The sequence below is a fragment of the Micromonospora xinjiangensis genome (assembly GCF_056150165.1).
Genome location: NZ_JAXCFO010000001.1, coordinates 914,872 through 931,321, shown reverse-complemented (window position 1 = coordinate 931,321; position 16,450 = coordinate 914,872). Strand labels below are relative to the sequence as shown.

At 74.8% G+C, this 16,450-nt stretch carries 15 protein-coding genes; 5 read left to right on the top strand and 10 right to left on the bottom strand.

Features of this window, described 5'->3' with window-relative positions:
- Positions 1-8: 8 nt before the first annotated feature.
- The 4 genes from SM573_RS04460 to SM573_RS04445 all read right to left on the bottom strand — a co-directional run bounded on the left by SM573_RS04460 (position 9) and on the right by SM573_RS04445 (position 1,943).
- Complete coding sequence (locus SM573_RS04460; RefSeq protein ID WP_474615524.1) at positions 9-923, bottom strand: hypothetical protein; 915 nt, start codon at positions 921-923, stop codon at positions 9-11.
- Positions 920-1,273, bottom strand: coding sequence for a PadR family transcriptional regulator (locus SM573_RS04455; RefSeq protein ID WP_474611925.1), 354 nt, complete (start codon positions 1,271-1,273; stop codon positions 920-922). Before SM573_RS04455 ends, SM573_RS04460 begins: the two co-directional genes overlap by 4 nt.
- A 47-nt stretch (positions 1,274-1,320) precedes the next feature.
- A complete protein-coding gene (locus SM573_RS04450; protein ID WP_474611926.1) occupies positions 1,321-1,641 on the bottom strand; it encodes a GYD domain-containing protein in 321 nt (106 codons plus the stop codon).
- Between the two features lie 83 nt (positions 1,642-1,724).
- A complete protein-coding gene (locus SM573_RS04445; protein WP_474611927.1) occupies positions 1,725-1,943 on the bottom strand; it encodes a hypothetical protein in 219 nt (72 codons plus the stop codon).
- A 128-nt stretch (positions 1,944-2,071) separates the two neighbouring features.
- Between SM573_RS04445 and SM573_RS04440 the strand changes: the two genes are divergently transcribed.
- Positions 2,072-3,397: an AAA family ATPase gene (locus SM573_RS04440; RefSeq protein WP_474615523.1), complete on the top strand. Its 1,326-nt coding sequence runs from the start codon at positions 2,072-2,074 to the stop codon at positions 3,395-3,397.
- Between the two features lie 43 nt (positions 3,398-3,440).
- Here the strand turns inward: SM573_RS04440 and SM573_RS04435 are convergent, their stop codons facing one another.
- The 3 genes from SM573_RS04435 to SM573_RS04425 all read right to left on the bottom strand — a co-directional run bounded on the left by SM573_RS04435 (position 3,441) and on the right by SM573_RS04425 (position 7,951).
- Positions 3,441-4,700 carry a phosphodiester glycosidase family protein gene (locus SM573_RS04435; RefSeq protein WP_474615522.1) on the bottom strand — a complete coding sequence of 420 codons (1,260 nt, stop codon included), beginning with the start codon at positions 4,698-4,700 and terminating at the stop codon, positions 3,441-3,443.
- Between the two features lie 180 nt (positions 4,701-4,880).
- Entirely contained in the window at positions 4,881-6,038 is a 1,158-nt protein-coding gene (locus tag SM573_RS04430) for a low temperature requirement protein A (protein WP_474611930.1), read from the bottom strand.
- A 110-nt stretch (positions 6,039-6,148) separates the two neighbouring features.
- Complete coding sequence (locus tag SM573_RS04425) at positions 6,149-7,951, bottom strand: DUF6194 family protein (protein ID WP_474615521.1); 1,803 nt, start codon at positions 7,949-7,951, stop codon at positions 6,149-6,151.
- A gap of 102 nt (positions 7,952-8,053) precedes the next feature.
- Here SM573_RS04425 and SM573_RS04420 point away from each other — a divergent pair, with 102 nt between their 5' ends.
- Both SM573_RS04420 and SM573_RS04415 read left to right on the top strand, forming a co-directional pair.
- Positions 8,054-8,737 carry a TioE family transcriptional regulator gene (locus tag SM573_RS04420; protein ID WP_474611932.1) on the top strand — a complete coding sequence of 228 codons (684 nt, stop codon included), beginning with the start codon at positions 8,054-8,056 and terminating at the stop codon, positions 8,735-8,737.
- 125 nt (positions 8,738-8,862) lie between these two features.
- Positions 8,863-12,450, top strand: coding sequence for an ATP-binding protein (locus tag SM573_RS04415; protein ID WP_474615520.1), 3,588 nt, complete (start codon positions 8,863-8,865; stop codon positions 12,448-12,450).
- Positions 12,451-12,515: 65 nt separating this feature from the next.
- Here the strand turns inward: SM573_RS04415 and SM573_RS04410 are convergent, their stop codons facing one another.
- The 3 genes from SM573_RS04410 to SM573_RS04400 are packed head-to-tail and all read right to left on the bottom strand — an operon-like array spanning position 12,516 to position 14,956.
- The gene (locus SM573_RS04410; RefSeq protein WP_474611934.1) at positions 12,516-13,370 is read right to left on the bottom strand and encodes an ABC transporter permease; all 855 of its coding nucleotides are present in this window, start codon (positions 13,368-13,370) and stop codon (positions 12,516-12,518) included.
- Positions 13,367-14,380, bottom strand: coding sequence for an ATP-binding cassette domain-containing protein (locus SM573_RS04405; RefSeq protein ID WP_474611935.1), 1,014 nt, complete (start codon positions 14,378-14,380; stop codon positions 13,367-13,369). The genes SM573_RS04410 and SM573_RS04405 overlap by 4 nt, the downstream gene beginning before the upstream one ends.
- Before the next feature lie 21 nt (positions 14,381-14,401).
- Entirely contained in the window at positions 14,402-14,956 is a 555-nt protein-coding gene (locus tag SM573_RS04400; protein WP_474611936.1) for an NADPH-dependent FMN reductase, read from the bottom strand.
- Between the two features lie 148 nt (positions 14,957-15,104).
- On the opposite strand from SM573_RS04400, the gene SM573_RS04395 reads away from it, so the two are divergent.
- On the top strand, positions 15,105-15,641 hold the full coding sequence (locus SM573_RS04395) for a GNAT family N-acetyltransferase (protein ID WP_474611937.1): 537 nt from the start codon (positions 15,105-15,107) through the stop codon (positions 15,639-15,641).
- Between the two features lie 81 nt (positions 15,642-15,722).
- Positions 15,723-16,412 carry an ABC transporter ATP-binding protein gene (locus SM573_RS04390; RefSeq protein WP_474611938.1) on the top strand — a complete coding sequence of 230 codons (690 nt, stop codon included), beginning with the start codon at positions 15,723-15,725 and terminating at the stop codon, positions 16,410-16,412.
- Positions 16,413-16,450 lie beyond the last annotated feature (38 nt).

Genomic DNA, 16,450 nt, shown 5'->3' with positions numbered 1-16,450 from the left:
GCCCGGCGCTACATCCGGGCGTGACGGCGGCTCGTGACGGTCGCGGCGGCGAACGTCGCGACCAGGAGCGCCGCGAGGATGGCGATGGGAACGGCGGAGACACGCAGGTCGCTCGCCGCGGATCCGGTATGGAGCAGGTGGTAGCAGACGCGGGCCGCGGCCGGCGCCAGGAGCAGGGCGAAGGCGACGATCGGTGCGCGCGCGTCGACGGGCGCCGCGAGGAGCGCCAGCGCCGCGAACGCGTAGAGGGAGAGGGTGCGGGCGTCCGACCAGTCATTGAGCGGGCTGGGGGTCAGGGCGAGCACCGCCAGCGCGGTGGGAACGAGCCAGACCCACGGCCGCCTCACGCGAGCGCGGGGCGCCCGCAGCAGCGGCAGCAGGGCCAGCGCGGCCAGCAGGGCGGGCCACAGCTGGGAGTCGACCAGGTGGCGGAGGATGTCGGTCGGCCAGGTCGCGGCGAACACGCCGGCCTGCGCGTGCTGCGCGACCACGGTCAGCGCGGTGGCCGCGAACGCCACCCGGTAGGCGCCCCACACGATGGCGAGCAGCGCGACGGCGAGGGTCGCCACGATCGCGACACCCCACTCGTCGACGATGCCCAAGGGCGCGCCGTACGCGATCTGGGTCAGGTCGGCGACCGGCGCCGTGGCCGCGATGGTCAGGCAGTAGACGAGCAGGGCCAGGGCGGACAGCCGCAGCGCGGACCGGCGCAGCGTCGCGGGGGAGCGGAGCCGGTCCGCGCCGGTGCGGGCGCGCAGGCCGCCCAGCACGAGCGACGCCGCCTCCCGGGTGCTCGGCCGTCGCTGGTGCGCGTCGGCCGTCGCGAGCAGGGTCTCCAGCATCTCGTCGGTGCGGTACTCGCGGTAGGGGCGGGGGTAGATCTTCAGGAGCCAGCGGTAGCGGCGCTCGAGGTCGTCGGTCACGCCGGCACCGTCCGGACCCGCGCCGCCGGCCGGGGCCGCCGGTCGCGTACGACGCGGGCCGCCGCGGCCAGCCGCTCCGCCTCGGCGTGCAGCGCCGACCGGCCCGCGTCGGTCAGCTCGTAGGTGCGGCGGTGGCGGCCGTTGACCACCGACTCGCCCGCCACCTGCACCAGCTCCTCGCCGGTGAGGCGGTCGAGCGCGGCGTAGAGGGTGCCCGTGGTCAGCCGTACGCGCCCGTCGGACAGCTCCTGCGCCCGCTTGACGATCGCGTAACCGTGCAGCGGCTCATCCTGCAACGCCGCGAGGATGAAGTACGTCGGCTCCCGCATGGGTCTCACGGAGTCAGTCATGCCGCCATCATATGACGATGACCAACCTATAGGTCAAGCGGAGACCCTCACCGTCCCGGCGCCTGGTAGGTCATCTGCTTCCCGACCGCCTCGTCGACCTCTTCCGGTGTCAGCAGGGGGACGACACGCGTGTCGACGCCGCCGGCCGCCCGGATGGCGATGGCCAGGGCCGCCGCCGTCTTGTGGTCGGGCAGCTCGCACATCACGTACGTGTCGTACTCGCCGAGGCCGAAGCAGAGCGACTCCACCCGGCCGCCGGCCGCCTCGATCGCCTTCGTGGCGATCTCGGCCCGCTTGCTGCCGCCGTCCTTGACCAGACCCTTGACCCCGTCGAGCGTGAAGGTCGACTTGAGCAGGAACTTTGCCACCTCGACACCACCTCTCGGGTGCTGCGGCGTCCCTGCCCGGGACGCCGGCTCCGACCGCGCTCACGCCGGACGAGCGGTCGCCCTCACGTCCCCTGCCGCTGCACGCGCTCGCCGCCCTCGACCTTGGCCCGGCCCTGGTCGCGCTCGCTCCCGGACGTCCCCGTCGCGGCGCGCAGCTGCCGGCGGTGCGGCGACCGCTCCACCTCCGACCCCTGCCGGCCCCGGGCACCGCTGCCCGGATGCCGCCGCCCGCGCGCCGACTCGCCGCCAGGGTCATGCTTGTTCGGCTTCTGACTACCCATGGGCGGCGCGTACCCGGTCCCCGGGCCGCTAGTCCTCCCGCGCCCGTGCCCGCCGAGAGCGGCACGGCTCGACTCGCGCCTGCCACCCGGTAGGGTGCCGGCAGCGGCGAGCGGGAGGGGTGAGGCACATGCTGGCCGGGCTGGAACTGCCACCCGCGGTGGAGGCGGAGCGCGTGATCACGGCCGTCCTGGCCGACCTGCGCTCCGGTGACCACCGCGGCGTCGTGGTCGACTCACCGCCCGGAGCCGGCAAGTCGACCCTCGTGGTGCGCGCCGCCGTCGAACTGGCCGAGGCCGGCGAACCGCTCATCATCGTGGCGCAGACCAACGAGCAGGTGGACGACCTCATCGACCGCCTGGCCCGCAAGGCCCCCGAGCTGCGGATCGGCCGGCTCTCCGCGGCCGACTACCGGCCCTCCGAGCGGGTCGCGGAGCACCCGACGGTCCGGGTCGCCGCGAAGGTCGCGGACCTCGGCGGGCCGGCCGTCATCGTCGGTACGGCCGCCAAGTGGGCCACCCTCGGCGAGGGCCGTTGGCCGTGGGCGATCGTCGACGAGGCGTACCAGATGCGCTCGGACGCCCTGCTGCGCGTGGCCGGCCGGTTCGAACGGGCGCTGTTCGTGGGTGACCCCGGCCAGCTCGACCCGTTCTCCACCGTCGACACCACCCGCTGGACGGGCCTGACCTGGGACCCGATGCAGTCCGCGGTGGCGGTGCTGCTGCGGCACAACCCGGACCTGCCCGTGCACCGGCTGCCCGTGTCCTGGCGCCTGCCCGCGTCGGCGGCACCGGTGGTCGCCGAGGCCTTCTACCCGTTCACCGGCTTCCGCGCCGGCACCGGCCCCGCCGACCGGGCGCTGTCACTGACCACCCCCGGGCCGGCGGACGCGGTCGACGCCGCGCTCGACCAGGCCGCCGCGACCGGCTGGGGGCTGTACGCCCTGCCGGAGCGGCACACCCCGCGCACCGATGTGGAGGCCGCCTCGGCGTGCGCGGCGCTCGCCGTGCGGCTGCTGGAGCGGAGCGCGGTCGCCGTCTCCGAGCAGAACCCGGCGGGCGCACCGGTCACCGCGGACCGGATCGCCATCGGCGCGGCCCACCGCGACCAGGCCGCGGCCATCCGCGCGCAGCTCGGCGCGGCCGGCGCGGCCGTCACCGTCGACACCGCCAACCGGCTCCAGGGCCGCGAGTACGACGTGACCGTCGTGCTGCACCCGCTGTCCGGACGGCGGGACGCGACCGCGTTCCACCTGGAGTCCGGACGGCTCTGCGTGCTCACGTCCCGCCACCGCCACGCGTGCCTCGTGGTGGCCCGGGACGGCATCGCCGACCTGCTCGACGCGCACCCGTCGACCGAGCCGATGCACCTCGACGTGCCGGTGAAGTTCCCCGACGGCTGGGAGGCGAACCACTCGATGATCTCGTACCTGCGGGAGCGCGGCCTGCCGCGCTGAGACCCGGCGCCGCGGGCCGCGCTCCCCGTGCCGACCGGCCCGGTCAGCGGACGAAGATGCCGATGCCGTTGGCGACCGCGCGCTCCGTGCCGTCGGAGGGGTTGTTGCGGGCGGTGGCGCTCGTCTGCCCCGGCTCCCGGACCGCGATCGTGGTCGAGCCGCCGCCGTCCAGGTTCACCGCGGCGTCCGCGCCGAGCGCGCGCATCAGGTCGGCGAGTTCGGCGATCGTGAAGCCCGCGCTGGCGGGGGCGCGGCCGGCCAGCGCCACGAGGTACACGGTCCTCCCGTTGGCGCTCACGCCGGCCGAGCTGCGCACGGCGGCCGTCCTGGTGTCCAGCCCGGCGAGCGGCTGCCCGTCACGCAGGATCGGGGCGCCCCCGACCGCGAAGGTCAGCTTCGGCCGGCCGACGGGGACGAGCTTCTCCGCCACCCGCACCCGGTCACCGATTACGAGGTCGTCGAGCTGGTCCGCCCCGCCCTCGCGGCCGACCAGCACCTGGGTGTCGGCGGGGATCGCACCGGCGCCCGGCGTCGTGCTCACCGAGGTCACCACGCCGTCGCGCACGGTCACCTCGTACGTGTGGGTGCTGCACGGGTCGTTGCGGCTGGTGTCGCTGCCGCAGGTCGACCGGACCCGGGACGCGGTGCCCCAGGCGGCGGTGAACAGACCGACCCCGCCGACCGGGAGCGCGTACTGGTTGAGGCCGCCGAGCGCGATCGTGCCCTTCCTGCTGCGCACCTCACCGGCGAGGCTCAGGGTGTCGACGCGCGCCTTGCCGTCGACGCCCACGCCGAACACGTCGCGGGTGGAGGTGCCGGGCGCGAGCCCGGGTCCGAAGCGCTGCGCGTTCGGCACGGCGAACTTCAGCTCCTCGCCGCCGGCGATCTCCGGCCCCGAGGCCGCACCGGTCGGCGCGACCCCGGCGTGGGTCTCGCTGATGTTGAAGAAGTCGCCGTTCACGCCGGCGACGGCCCCCTGCGCGTTCGTCATCGCCGAGACCACCTGGCGCTGCGCGACGCTGCCGGGGTGCAGCAGGTCGAGGGAGACCCTGTTCTTGCGCAGGTCGGCGGTGAGCAGGTAACCGACGGTGGTGCCCCGCGGGGTGTCCACCTGGAAGGAGTCGTACGTCACGCCGGGGGCGAGCCGTGTGGTCGAGGTGACGGTGATCGGGGGTTCCGCCGCGGCGGCCTGCGCGACGGCGGTGGTCGCGGCGTGGGCGGTGCCCGGCGGCACCGCGAGCGTACTCAGCCCCGTGGTGAGCAGCAGCGCCAGCGTGGGGCGTACGAGGTTCGACGACCTCATCGCCGCTCCTTTCTTCCGGTTCCGGGCGGTGCCCGGACGTTCGAGCTGGCCGGACGGGCGGCCGGACCAGCGAGAATGCGTCGCGGGCAGCCGATCATGCGAGAGTGAACGGCCGAAATGATCAAGCTGAACCGTCGGTGCCGTCTTGCCCGTCCGCCGCGCGGCCGGGGGCGGGCGGCGTCAGTAGCGGCGTGGGCCAAGGCGGGGTACGGCGGCGACGGCGAGGAGCACGGCGCTCGCGACGGCACCGACGCCGACCGGCGGCAGCAGGCGCAGCACCGGCGTCGCCGCGACCAGCACCAGCGCACCGGCGGGCAGTCGCCACAGCGTCAACCGGAACACCTTGTAGGCGTAGAGGGTGCGGCCGGCGAGGAAGACCACCGGGCCCGCGACCATGAGGGCCAGGTTCTCGGGCGACGTCTCGGAGGTGGCGCCGCTGATGATCGTCTCTCCGCCGGCGGCGGTCAGCACGATGCCCGCCACCATGATCAGATGCGTGTACGCCACGACCAGCGCCTCGCGGCCCGCGTCGGCCGCCCGTTCGAGACCGACCGCGAGATGCTCGGCGCCGTACGCCACGTAGATGCGCCACATCGCCACGGCGTTGGCGAACAGCAGCAGCAGCCCGGCCCCCGCCGCGGAGACGAAGCCGCCCGCGCCGAACTTGAGGGCGCCGACCAGGAGGATCTCGCCGAGCGCGACGATGAACATCTGCCGGTAGCGCTCCGAGATGTGCTCGCCGATGATCCGTAGATCCGGGGCGGCGATGCGGCCGAGCTTCGGCACCCAGTAGCCGGCGAGGCCGGCCAGGTAGTCCAGCGTGACCGCCACCGCCCAGACCGCCAGCCGGGCGGGGGCGGGCAGGAGCGCGCCGCCCAGCCACAGCACGCCGGTCGCGGCGAACCAGATGAGCACCCGCAGCGGTCGTATCCGCAGCTCGTGACCGCGCAGCGCGGTCACGAGGATCAGGCCGCGGAACAGGTGCAGACCGACGTACGCCCCGGCGAAGGCGAGGCCGTCCCAGCCCTCGAACGCCTGCACGGAGGCCATCGCCATGACGTATCCGCTGAGCAGGACGCCGAGGACGATGACCTGGACCAGGAGCTGGTCCGGGTCGTACCAGTCCGTCGTGTACGCGGTGACGGTCCACACCCACCAGATGGCGGCGAGCAGGACCAGCGTCTGCAGGATGTTCAGCAGGCTGAAGTCGTCGAGCAGGCGCAGGGACAGCCGGGACAGCGCGACGATGAGCCCCAGGTCGAAGAGGAGCTCCAGGTACGAGATGCGGGGACGGTCCTCCCGGGGGCGCAGCAACCAACCCGACCGCTCCCGTGCCACACATCTCCCGTTTCATCCGGTCCCGGTTGTTTCGTACCACGCGGGTCCGGGACGGCGTGACGACTTGCGGAAGTGGCCCGGCCGCGAGCGACCGGGCCACTTCCGCAGGATCACGGCGTCCGGTGTCCGCGCTGCGCCGCTCGGGTGTGCCGCTCCAGCGCCCGGTGATGCGCGTACGCGATCAGGCGCTCCACCTCGGTCCGGGTGCGCGGGCCGGGGTTGAGCACGCACGCCCACCCCGCCGTGCCGTAGAGCGGATTCGGCAGCACCTCGTCGAGGGCCGCGAAGTCCACCGACGAGCGGTGGTCGGTGAGGCGCGCCGGCGGGTAGCCGAAGACCCGCTCGAACTCGCGCCGCCCGAGATCCAGGTTCAGCCGGAACACGCCCGGCCGGTCCAGGCGCGACTCCTCGTCGAAGCCGGCCATGTCCCGCTCCCCGATGGTGGCGAACGGCATCTTCCGGTCCGGACCCACGAAGAAGAACCGCCAGCCCCACGCCGCCTCCGGCGCGCCCGAGGCCTCGTCGGCCACGACCACGGCCACCTCCGGCAGCGCGAGGATGCGCTCGGCCGCGTCGTCGGCGGTCAGGGCCCCCTCGGCCTGCGGTGCCGGGCCTGCGGGAGCGGGGGCCGTCACGTGGAGAACGGCGTCGCAGTGCGCCAGCGTCTCGGCGTCGAGCGGGAAGTATCCCTGCTCGGGCGTGACGTCGGTCCGGGTGCGCAGCCCGGCGACCCGGCGCAGCGGCAGGGGGTCGACGAGGACGGCCCGACCGCCGGGGGTGGAGTCGTCCGGACCGCCCGGCGCGGCCTCGGCGGGGCCGGACTCCCCGAGGGCGGCGCCGCCGACGGCCGTCGACTCGACCAGGGCCCTCTCGTACGTGCCGGCGGCCGGCTCGCCCAAGCCCAGGGCGGTGCTGGCCCCGAGGCTGCCGACGACGACCGCGTACCGGTCACCCAGCAGGGACGACACGATCGCCCCGGCGCCGGACCAGCGCAGGTCCATTCCGGAGAGCTGCCACGTGCTCGGGTGCCGCTGGAGGTGCCGGTTGTGGGCGAAGACCAGCGTGGGCCCCCGGTGCTGCTCCGCGGCGCGGATGTCGAGCAGGTTCTGTGCCATCCACGCGTCCCGCACGCCGAGCATCCGGGAGGTGCGTACGGCCGGCGGGTCGGCCTCGGCGGCCTGCGCGTGGTAGCGGAGCAGCCCCCGTGCGGCGGTGGCGTGCAGCCGGGCACGCCGCCACTCGTCCCGCGAGGACGCGGCCACCAGGGCCGGGGCCGCGGCGTAGAGGGCGGTCAGCAGGTCGTCCGCGACGATCCGCAGGGTGACCGCCTCCGGTGACCCGCCGACGGAACGAGCCGGATCCAGGACGGCGGCGGGGTCGCTCCACCGCTCGTCGTCGCCGAGCAGCGCGTCCAGCTCGGCCCGGCGGGGGCGGCACGCGTCCGGCCCGAGGTGCCGGCTCAGGTAGTCGTGCACGTGGCGCAGGTACCGGCCGGGGCTGGGTGCGGTCGTCATCTCCAGCGGCGCGTCGAAGCCGTGGAAGGTCACCCGCTCGGCGGGCGGACGCCCCTCGTTGTGGGCGCGCAGCCAGGCCACCAGTTCGCGGTTGGCGTCGAGCTGTCCCATGCCGTGGCTGAAACCGCCGGCCAGCACGGCGTCGAGACTGGCGTCACCGCCCTGGACGTAGGCGTCGACCGCGCCGCCGGCCACCCGGTCGGACTCGACAGCGATCGACCGGAAGCCGTGCGGGACCAGCGCCTCCAGGAGTCGGTTGCGCAGCCGGGGGAACGCGGGCTCGCCGTGCGTGGGCTCACCGACGGCCAGGATCTCCGGTGGGGCGGGCAACACGGCCAGCAGCGACGTGACCGTGCGGTGCGGGGCGTACGAGGGGCCGGGTGCGGGTTCAGGAGCCATGACCTTCACCGTATCGTTGAACTACCTGTTGAGACTTAGAGCGGAACTCGACCCGGAGGAGCGCAGCTGAACCCTCAAAATGCGCGACACCGCTACCGGCCCGTGGACCTCGCCCGGGAGCACGGCATCTCCACCCAGGCCGTCCGCAACTACGAGCGCGACGGCGTCCTCCCCGCCGCCGAGCGCAGTGCGAGCGGTTACCGCGCCTACACACCTCTGCACGCCGCGGCGCTGCGCGCCTACCTCTCGCTCGTCCCCGCGTACGGCTACGCGGTGAGCGCCGAGATCATGCGGGCGGCGGTCCGCGGCGATGTCGACGAGGCCCTGCGTGCCGTGGACCGCGGTCACGCGCAACTGCTGCGCGACCGCGAGACCCTCGACGCCGTCGAGGCGACCGTCGGCGTGCTCACCAACGCGCCCGCCGGCGACCGGCCGGGCCGGCCGCTGACCGTCGGTGCCCTCGCGCACCGGCTCGCGGTCACTCCGGCCACGCTGCGCAAGTGGGAACGCGCCGGCATCCTCACCCCGGCCCGTGACCGCCCGAGCCGGCAACGCCTCTACGGGCCGGACGACGTACGCGACGCCGAGCTGGCCCACCTGCTGCGTCGCGGCGGATACCTGCTGGACCACATCGCGACGGTCATGCGGCAGGTCCGCGCCGCCGACGGGCCGGGACCGCTCGCCGCGTCCCTCGACGGGTGGCGGCAGCGGCTCGCGGCCCGGGGTCGCGCCATGCTGCGCGCGGACGGCCGCCTCGCCGACTACCTGGAGTCGGCCGGCCTCTGACCCGGCAAGATCTTGGTGAGGAGACGCCCCTCCAGGGGCGCTACCCCACCAAGATCCCGGCGGGAACGAGCGTGCGACCGCGAGATCCCTGTGCTGTCGGACCTGTGGGCTACCGTCGGGAGGTCATGGATCCGCGCTACGGCCAGACCCTCATCGGGCGGGAGCACCCCGCCGGTCTGCTGCGCGCCGAGCTGGACCGGGCCACCAGCAGCCACGGGGGTCTCGTGCTGGTCACCGGCGAGCCGGGCATCGGCAAGACGACGCTGGTCACGGCGGCGGCCCGGGAGGCCCGGCAGCGAGGCGCGCTGGTGCTCGGGGGCGCCTGCTGGGATTCCGACAGCGCACCCGGCTACTGGCCGTGGGTGCAGGTGCTGCGCGGCCTCCAGCGCTCCACCGACGACTGGGCGGCGGCACGCGCCGTCGCGGAGCCGGCCCTCGCGACCCTGCTCGGCAGGACGACCGCCGATGCCGCGACGGGCGTCGGGTCCGGCGGTGGTGCCGCGACGGGCGTCGGGTCCGGCGGTGGTGCGGCGGAGGGCGCCGGGCCCGCCGGCCTCGCGAGGGTCGTGGGCTCGCCCGCTGGTGGTCCCGCGGGTCTCGGCGATGCGGTGGCCTCGGCCGGCGACCTCGTCGAGCAGGTCGGGCCGGCCGTCGGCGACGACGCCGACCGGGAGGCGTTCGCCCTCTTCGACGCGGTGACCACCGCGCTGGTCACGGTCTCCCAGCGCCGGCCGGTCGTGGTGGTCCTCGACGACCTGCACTGGGCCGACCCGGCCTCGCTGCGCCTGCTCGGGTTCGCCGCGCAGCACACCTGGTTCGAGCGGCTGCTGCTCGTCGGCACCTACCGGGACGCCGAGGTCGAGTCCGGCGACCATCCGCTGCGCCCGTCGCTCATGCCGCTGCTCGCCAAGGCGACCACGCTGACCCTCACCGGCCTGTCGCGCGACGAGGTGGGCGCGCTGATGACCCGCACCGCCGGGCGCGAGCCGGAGCCCGATCTGGTCGACGAGGTGCACCGACGCACCGGTGGCAACCCGTTCTTCGTGGAGCAGACCGCCCGGTTGTGGCGGGCCGGGGGCGGCGTCGGCACCGTCGCCCCGGGCGTTCGCGAGGCGGTGCGCCGCCGCCTCGGTCAGCTGCCCGACCCCGTGGTCGAGGCGCTCACCGTCGCGGCAGTGCTCGGTCGGGAGTTCCACCGGCAGGTGCTCGCCGCCGCCGCGGCGATCCCGGTGGCGCAGGCCGACCGGCTGCTCGACCACGCGGCCACCGCCCGCCTCGTGGTGGCCCGCGGCGGTGGGCGCTTCGCGTTCGCCCACGACCTGGTTCGCGAGACGCTCTACGACGGGCTCACCGACGACGACCGGCGCGGCCGGCACGCCACCGTCGTCCGGGCGCTGGAGGTAGCCGCAGATCTCGCCGACCGGCTGGTCCCCGCCGACCTGGCCCGGCACGCCCACCTCGCCGGCGCGGACCTCGACCCGGCCAGGGCGACCGAGCTGTTGCTCGCGGCGGCCCGCGACGCCAGCGGTCGGTTGGCCACCGACGAGTCCGTTCTCCACTTCCGCCGTGCGCTGGAGACGGTCCAGGACCTGGCGCACCGGGTGAAGATCGGGATCGAGTTCGCCGACCTGCTGATGCACTGCGGGAGACCGGGCGAGGCCCGTCAGCTCCTCGGCGAGACCGCGGCGCTCGCGGTCACCCTCGACGAGCCGGTGGCGCTGGCCCGCGTGGCGCTCACCGTCCAACGGCACGAGCACGCCGGAGGCGCACGCTCCGGCGACTCGGAGGCGTTGCTGCGGGAGGCGTACCAGCGGCTGATCGGTGAGGCCGGGGACGACCTCCCGGTCGCCACGCTCGTCACCGATCTGATCACGGCAACGGAGACGCTGGCCCGACGTGGCCGGGACGACGAGGCGCTCACCTTCAGCCTCTGGGCCCGCCACGACACCACCTGGGGCCTCGGCACCGCCACCGACCGGGCCGCCCTCACGGCCGAGATCCGGCAGGTCGCGCGCCGCACCGGCGACCGGGAGACCGAGCTGTGGGCGACCTCGCTGCGCTGGGTGGCGTTGCTCGAGCTCGGCGACCCGGGCTACCTCGACGAGCTGACCACGTTCGTCACGGGGGCACGCGCGGGCGACGTGGCCCGGCACCGGATGGCGGCGGCGATCGACGCCGGCATCATCGCGGCGTTCCGGGGCGACTTCGCCGAGGCCGACCGACACTTCGCCGCTCTGGACGACGTCGAGGAGCACGCGCCCGCCGACTTCGCGTTCATGGTGCACCACCTGCGCTGGGCCCGACTGCTGCTCCAGGGCCGGTTCGACGACATCGACGCCCTGCTCGACGCGATCGACCCCACCGACTACCCCTATCTGCGGCTGGCCCGGGCCATCACCGCCGCCGAACGCGGCGACCCGGAGACCACGCTGCGGATCACCGAGGAGATCGAGGCCGCCGGCACCACGTACGCCCGCCCGGTCTCGCCGCTCTGGCTGCGGCTGCGGGCGCAGGCCGCCGCCGCGACGCGCGACCCGCGGCGGTGCGCCGAGGCGCGGGAGGCCCTCGCCCCCTACCGCGGCCAGTGGACCGTCGCCCTCTTCGGCTGCGACATCGGCGGCCCGGTCGACCAGTGGCTCGCGGTGCTCGACGCCGCCGAGGGGCGCTGGGACGACGCGGTCGCCGGCTTCCGCGCGGCCCGCGACGCCGCGGACCGGATGGGCGCGCGCCCGTGGTCGGTGACCGCCCGTGCCGCTCTCTCGGGCGCGCTGGAACGGCGCGGCCGCCCCGGCGACGCGACGGAGGCGGCCGCGCTGCGCGCCACCACCGAGCGGGACGCCGCGGCCCTCGGCATGCGCCACGTGCTCGACCGGCTGGCCGTGGTCGCACCGGCGGCAGGCACGGCGGGAGGCGCGATCGGCGGTGCGAGCGCGGCACCCGGTCCGGCCGGGGTCGCCGCCATGGTGGCGGGCAACGCCTCCGGCGGCCCGGCGGGGCAGGTGGCGGGGACCGCCGTCGGTGGCCCGGTCGGACGCGCGGCCGCCGCCGTGACCACGGCCGTTGGCGCGCCCGCCGGTGCGGTCGTGCCCGCACGGATGACCGGTGCCGCGTTGGCCGACGGCGTCCCCGCTGTCGGCGGGCGGCCGGGCGGCGGGCCGGCGGAGCCGCGGTACGAGTTCCGCCTCGACGGCGCCGTCTGGCAGCTCGCCTACGCCGGCGAGGTCGTCCACCTGCCCGACGCCAAAGGGCTCCGCGACCTGCACCTGCTGCTCAGCCGGCCCGGCACCGACATCCCCGCCGTCGAGCTGCTCGACCCCGCCGCCGGGCCGGAGCTCATCGCCGCCCGTCGGCTGGGCGCCGATCCGGTGCTGGACGACGAGGCGAAGGCCCGCTACCGGCGTCACCTGGAACGCCTCGACGACGAGATCGACCGGGCCGCCGCCCGGGACGACACCCGGAAGGTGGCCGCGCTGGAGGCCGAACGGAGGGCGCTCCTCGACGAGCTGCGTGCCGCGGCCGGGCTCGCCGGGCGGACCCGCCGCCTCGGCGACGAGGCCGAGCGCGCGCGCAAGGCGGTGACCGCGCGGATCCGCGACACGCTGCGCAAGCTCGACGAGCGCCACCCGGCGCTCGCCGCGCACCTGCGGGACGCCGTCTCCACCGGCGGCACCTGCCGCTACCTTCCGGCCGAGCCGCTGCCCTGGCGCCTGTAGGCCCGCGCTCCCACGGCGTCGGGCGTCGCCACCGAGGTGACGACGCCCGACCGGGTCGAGCAGGGTCAGCGGCGGTTGTAGCGGTACATGGTGAGCGTGCCGAAGACCACCACGAAACCGGCGCTCCACAGCAGCAGCCACATGGTGTTGCTCGGGTCCGACTCGCCGGCCATCGCGGCGCGTACCGACGCCACCAGGTGGGTGATCGGGTTGACCTTCACGAACGCCTGGAGCCAGCCCGGCATGGTGCTGGGCTCGACGAAGACGTTGCTGAGGAAGGTCAGCGGGAAGAGCACCATCATGCTGACGCCCATCACCGACTTCTCGCTGCGCAGCACCAGGCCGAAGAACGTCCAGACCCAGGAGAACGCGAACGAGAAGACCACCAGCAGGCCGATCCCGGCGGCCACGCCCATCACGCCGCCGTCCGGCCGGAAGCCCAGCACCAGGCCGACGCCGAGGATCACCACGGCCGCCAGCACGTACCGCAGCACGTCGCCGAAGATCATGCCGACCAGGGCGGCGGGGCGCCAGACGGGCAGCGTACGGAAGCGGTCGAAGATCCCCTTCTCGATGTCGGTGTTGAGCCCCACGCCGGTGTACATGGTGATCATGACGACGGAGGTGACCATGATGCCGGGCAGGAAGAACTGCAGGTAGGCACGCGGGCTGTCGGCGAGCGCGCCGCCGAACAGGTACGTGAACATCAGCACCATGATGATCGGGAACGCCGTCACGTCGAACAGCTGCTCCGGCACGTGCTTGATCTTCAGCAGCGCACGCCAGCCGAACGTCAGCGACGCGGACAGGGCACCGGGTCTGGCCGGGCGCTCGCCGGGGGCGAGGACGGTCGCCAGCGCCTCGGCGGACGGTACGTAGACCGACGGCGCCCGGTCGGTCGTGGTCGCGGCGTTGCTCATCGGGCCGCCTCCAGCTGCTCGTCCCGCTCGTCGGCCGGTACGGCGGGGTGGTCGGTCAGGGCCAGGAAGACCTCGTCCAGGCTGGGCTGGCCAAGGGAGAAGTCGTCGACGATGATGCCGGCGCGGGACAGGTCGGCGAGGGCTCGGGCGGCCTGCTCGCTGGCGGCGAGGTCACTGCCCTCGCCGCCGACCCTGGCGGTGAGGGCCAGCGGGTCGGCTTCGAGCTGCACCGGTACGCCGAGCGCCGCCCGCAGCACCTTCTCGGCCTCCGGTCGCTGCTCCGCGTCCCGCAGCCGCAGGTGGACGGTGCCCGAGCCGACCGAGGACTTCAACTCGCCCGGGGTGCCCTCCGCGATCACCCGGCCGTGGTCGACCACCGCGATCCGGCCGGCCAGCTGGTCGGCCTCGTCCAGGTACTGCGTGGTCAGCAGCACGGTGGTGCCGTGCGCGACCACCGCTCGCACGATCTCCCACACCTGGTTGCGGCTGCGCGGGTCCAGGCCGGTCGTCGGCTCGTCGAGGAAGAGCAGGTCCGGGGTGTTGAGGATGCTCGCCGCGATGTCGATGCGCCGCCGCATGCCGCCGGAGTACTTCTTCACCTGGCGGGTGCCCGCCTCGGTCAGCCCGAACGCCGCCAGCAGCTGGTCGGCCCGCTCGCGGGCGGCCGGTTTGCGCAGCCCCGTCAGCCGGCCGAGCAGCACCAGGTTCTCGATCCCGGTCAGGTCCTCGTCGATGGAGGCGTACTGGCCGGTGAGGCTGACGCGGGAGCGTACCTTGTCGGCCTCGGCGACCACGTCGTGCCCGAAGACGCGCGCCCGGCCGCCGTCGGGCCGTATCAGCGTCGCCAGCACCCGGACGGCGGTGGTCTTGCCGGCGCCGTTCGGGCCGAGCAGGCCGTAGACGGTGCCGGCCGGCACCTGGAGGTCCATCCCGGCCAACGCCCGGGTTTCCCCGAACGACCGGGTCAGGCCCTCGGCCTCGATGGCCGGGCCGGTCGTGCGCTTACTCATGATCCGTACCTTCCTTCTCGTTCACGAGACGTAGGGGCGCGCGGCGCGGGCGTCGCGCAGCGCCAGGCCCCACCAGGCGAGCTGGTCGAGCAGCACGCGGGCGTCCCGGCAGAGCCGGTCCGCGTGCGGCGGCGACGGCTCGCCGCAGAGCAGGTCGACACCGACGACGTCACGCACCGTCGTCGCGTGCAGCGCGGTGAAGACCGTGCGGAGCTGGTCCACCGCGTGCAGGCCGGTCGACTGGCAGCCGTACGCGACGAAGCCGACCGGCTTGGCCTGCCACTCGTCGTACGCAAAGTCGATCGCCTGTTTCAACGAGGCCGGGAAGCTGTGGTTGTACTCGGGGGTGACCACGACGAACGCCTCGGCCCGCCCGACCTCCCGCACGAACGACCGGATCGCCTCCGTGGGCTCGGCGGGGTAGCTGGTGGGGAACGCGTAGTCGGCGAGGTCGAGCACGCTCACCGCCAGGTCGTCCCGCCGGGTGGCCTGGCCGACGAACCAGCGGGCGACCTTCTCGCCCGCCCGCCCCTCCCGGGTGCTGCCGATGATCACGGCGAGGCGCAACGGTGTCATGGTGCCCCCTTCCGGCCTCCCGGTGCTCCACCCCTGTGGCGCGAGACGGCGGCGGGCGGGCCGCCAGATCCGATCTAGCGGCCCGGCTCGCGGGGACGCGACGGGCGATCGCCCCGTCTTGTCGGTGCCGTGGGGTTGACTGGTGGCGATGACGACGAATGGCAGGGCCGAGGTGGGCATCAGGCCGTGGAGCGAGGGCGACCTCGATCTGCTGCGGCGGCTCAACGCGCCGGAGATCCGGGCGCACACGGGGGGCTCGGAGACCGACGAGCAGGTGCTGGTGCGGCACGAGCGTTACGTGCGGTTCGGCGGCACCGGCCAGGGCTGCATGTACGCGCTGGTGCTGCCCGACGGCACGACGGCCGGCAGCGTCGGCTACTGGGAGCGTGAGTGGCGCGGCGAACAGGTCTACGAGATGGGCTGGGCGGTGCTCCCCGAGCAGCAGGGCCGGGGGCTGGCCACGGCGGCGGTGCGCGCGGTGGTGGCCGTGGCCCGGGCCCGCCGGACGCACCGGTGGGCGCACGCCTACCCCTCGGTCGACAACCCCGCCTCGAACGCGGTCTGCCGCAAGGCGGGCTTCACGCTGCTCGGCGAGACGGAGTTCGAGTACCCGCCGGGGCACCTGATGCGCTCCAACGACTGGTGTCTCGACCTGGCCGCGGCGGAGACCGGGTCGTCCGCGTGACGCCCCGACGTGGCGCCCCCACCGACGCGGGTCCCCCGTCGCCGCGGGTCCGGGGTTCCGCGCGGCCACTAGCATGGCGGGATGCGGGACGGGGACGGCAGCGCCACACGTGACCGCGAGCCGGACGCCACCACGGAGACCGGCGTGGCGGTCGAGGTCACGGACCTGACCGTCACGTACGGGTCGACCACCGTCCTCGACGGCGTCGGCCTACGGGTGCCCACCGGTGTCGCGCTCGCCCTCACCGGCGAGAACGGCGTGGGCAAGTCGACGCTGCTGCGCTGCGTGACGGGCCTCCAGGAGCCCTCCGGCGGCGCGGTGCGCGTCTTCGGCGAGCGGCCCGGGCAGGGCGTGGTGTTCTGGCGGCAGGTGGCGACCACCGTCGAGGCCCCGGCGTGGTACCACGGCCTGACCGTGCGCGAGCATCTCGACCTGGTGCGCGTGGCCAACGGCGGCGACCCGGCCGACGGGCGCATCGACGAGGTGTCCGAGCTGTTCGGCATCGCCGGTCTGGCCGACAGCCTCCCCCTCACCCTCTCCTCCGGTCAGCGGCAGCGGTTCCTGCTGGCGGCGACGTTCGTCCGCCCGAGCCGGCTGCTGGTGCTCGACGAGCCGGAGCAGCGCCTCGACGCCGTGGTCAAGCGGGCCCTCGCCGCGCACCTGCGGGACTACCTGGCGACCGGCGGGACGCTGCTGATGGCGAGCCACGACGAGCCGTTCTGGCGCGACGTCGGCGCGGCCGAGGTCGTCCTGCGCCGGCCGGAGACCTGAGCCGGTGACCGAGACCCGCACACGGACCCCGGCGCCGG

Coding starts and splice junctions, on each gene's coding strand:
- SM573_RS04405 (WP_474611935.1), bottom strand. CDS start 14,380: ATGAGTAAGCGCACGACCGGCCCGGCCATCGAGGCCGAGGGCCTGACC.
- SM573_RS04415 (WP_474615520.1), top strand. CDS start 8,863: ATGGATCCGCGCTACGGCCAGACCCTCATCGGGCGGGAGCACCCCGCC.
- SM573_RS04400 (WP_474611936.1), bottom strand. CDS start 14,956: ATGACACCGTTGCGCCTCGCCGTGATCATCGGCAGCACCCGGGAGGGG.
- SM573_RS04440 (WP_474615523.1), top strand. CDS start 2,072: ATGCTGGCCGGGCTGGAACTGCCACCCGCGGTGGAGGCGGAGCGCGTG.
- SM573_RS04435 (WP_474615522.1), bottom strand. CDS start 4,700: ATGAGGTCGTCGAACCTCGTACGCCCCACGCTGGCGCTGCTGCTCACC.
- SM573_RS04410 (WP_474611934.1), bottom strand. CDS start 13,370: ATGAGCAACGCCGCGACCACGACCGACCGGGCGCCGTCGGTCTACGTA.
- SM573_RS04445 (WP_474611927.1), bottom strand. CDS start 1,943: ATGGGTAGTCAGAAGCCGAACAAGCATGACCCTGGCGGCGAGTCGGCG.
- SM573_RS04425 (WP_474615521.1), bottom strand. CDS start 7,951: ATGGCTCCTGAACCCGCACCCGGCCCCTCGTACGCCCCGCACCGCACG.
- SM573_RS04395 (WP_474611937.1), top strand. CDS start 15,105: ATGACGACGAATGGCAGGGCCGAGGTGGGCATCAGGCCGTGGAGCGAG.
- SM573_RS04455 (WP_474611925.1), bottom strand. CDS start 1,273: ATGACTGACTCCGTGAGACCCATGCGGGAGCCGACGTACTTCATCCTC.
- SM573_RS04390 (WP_474611938.1), top strand. CDS start 15,723: ATGCGGGACGGGGACGGCAGCGCCACACGTGACCGCGAGCCGGACGCC.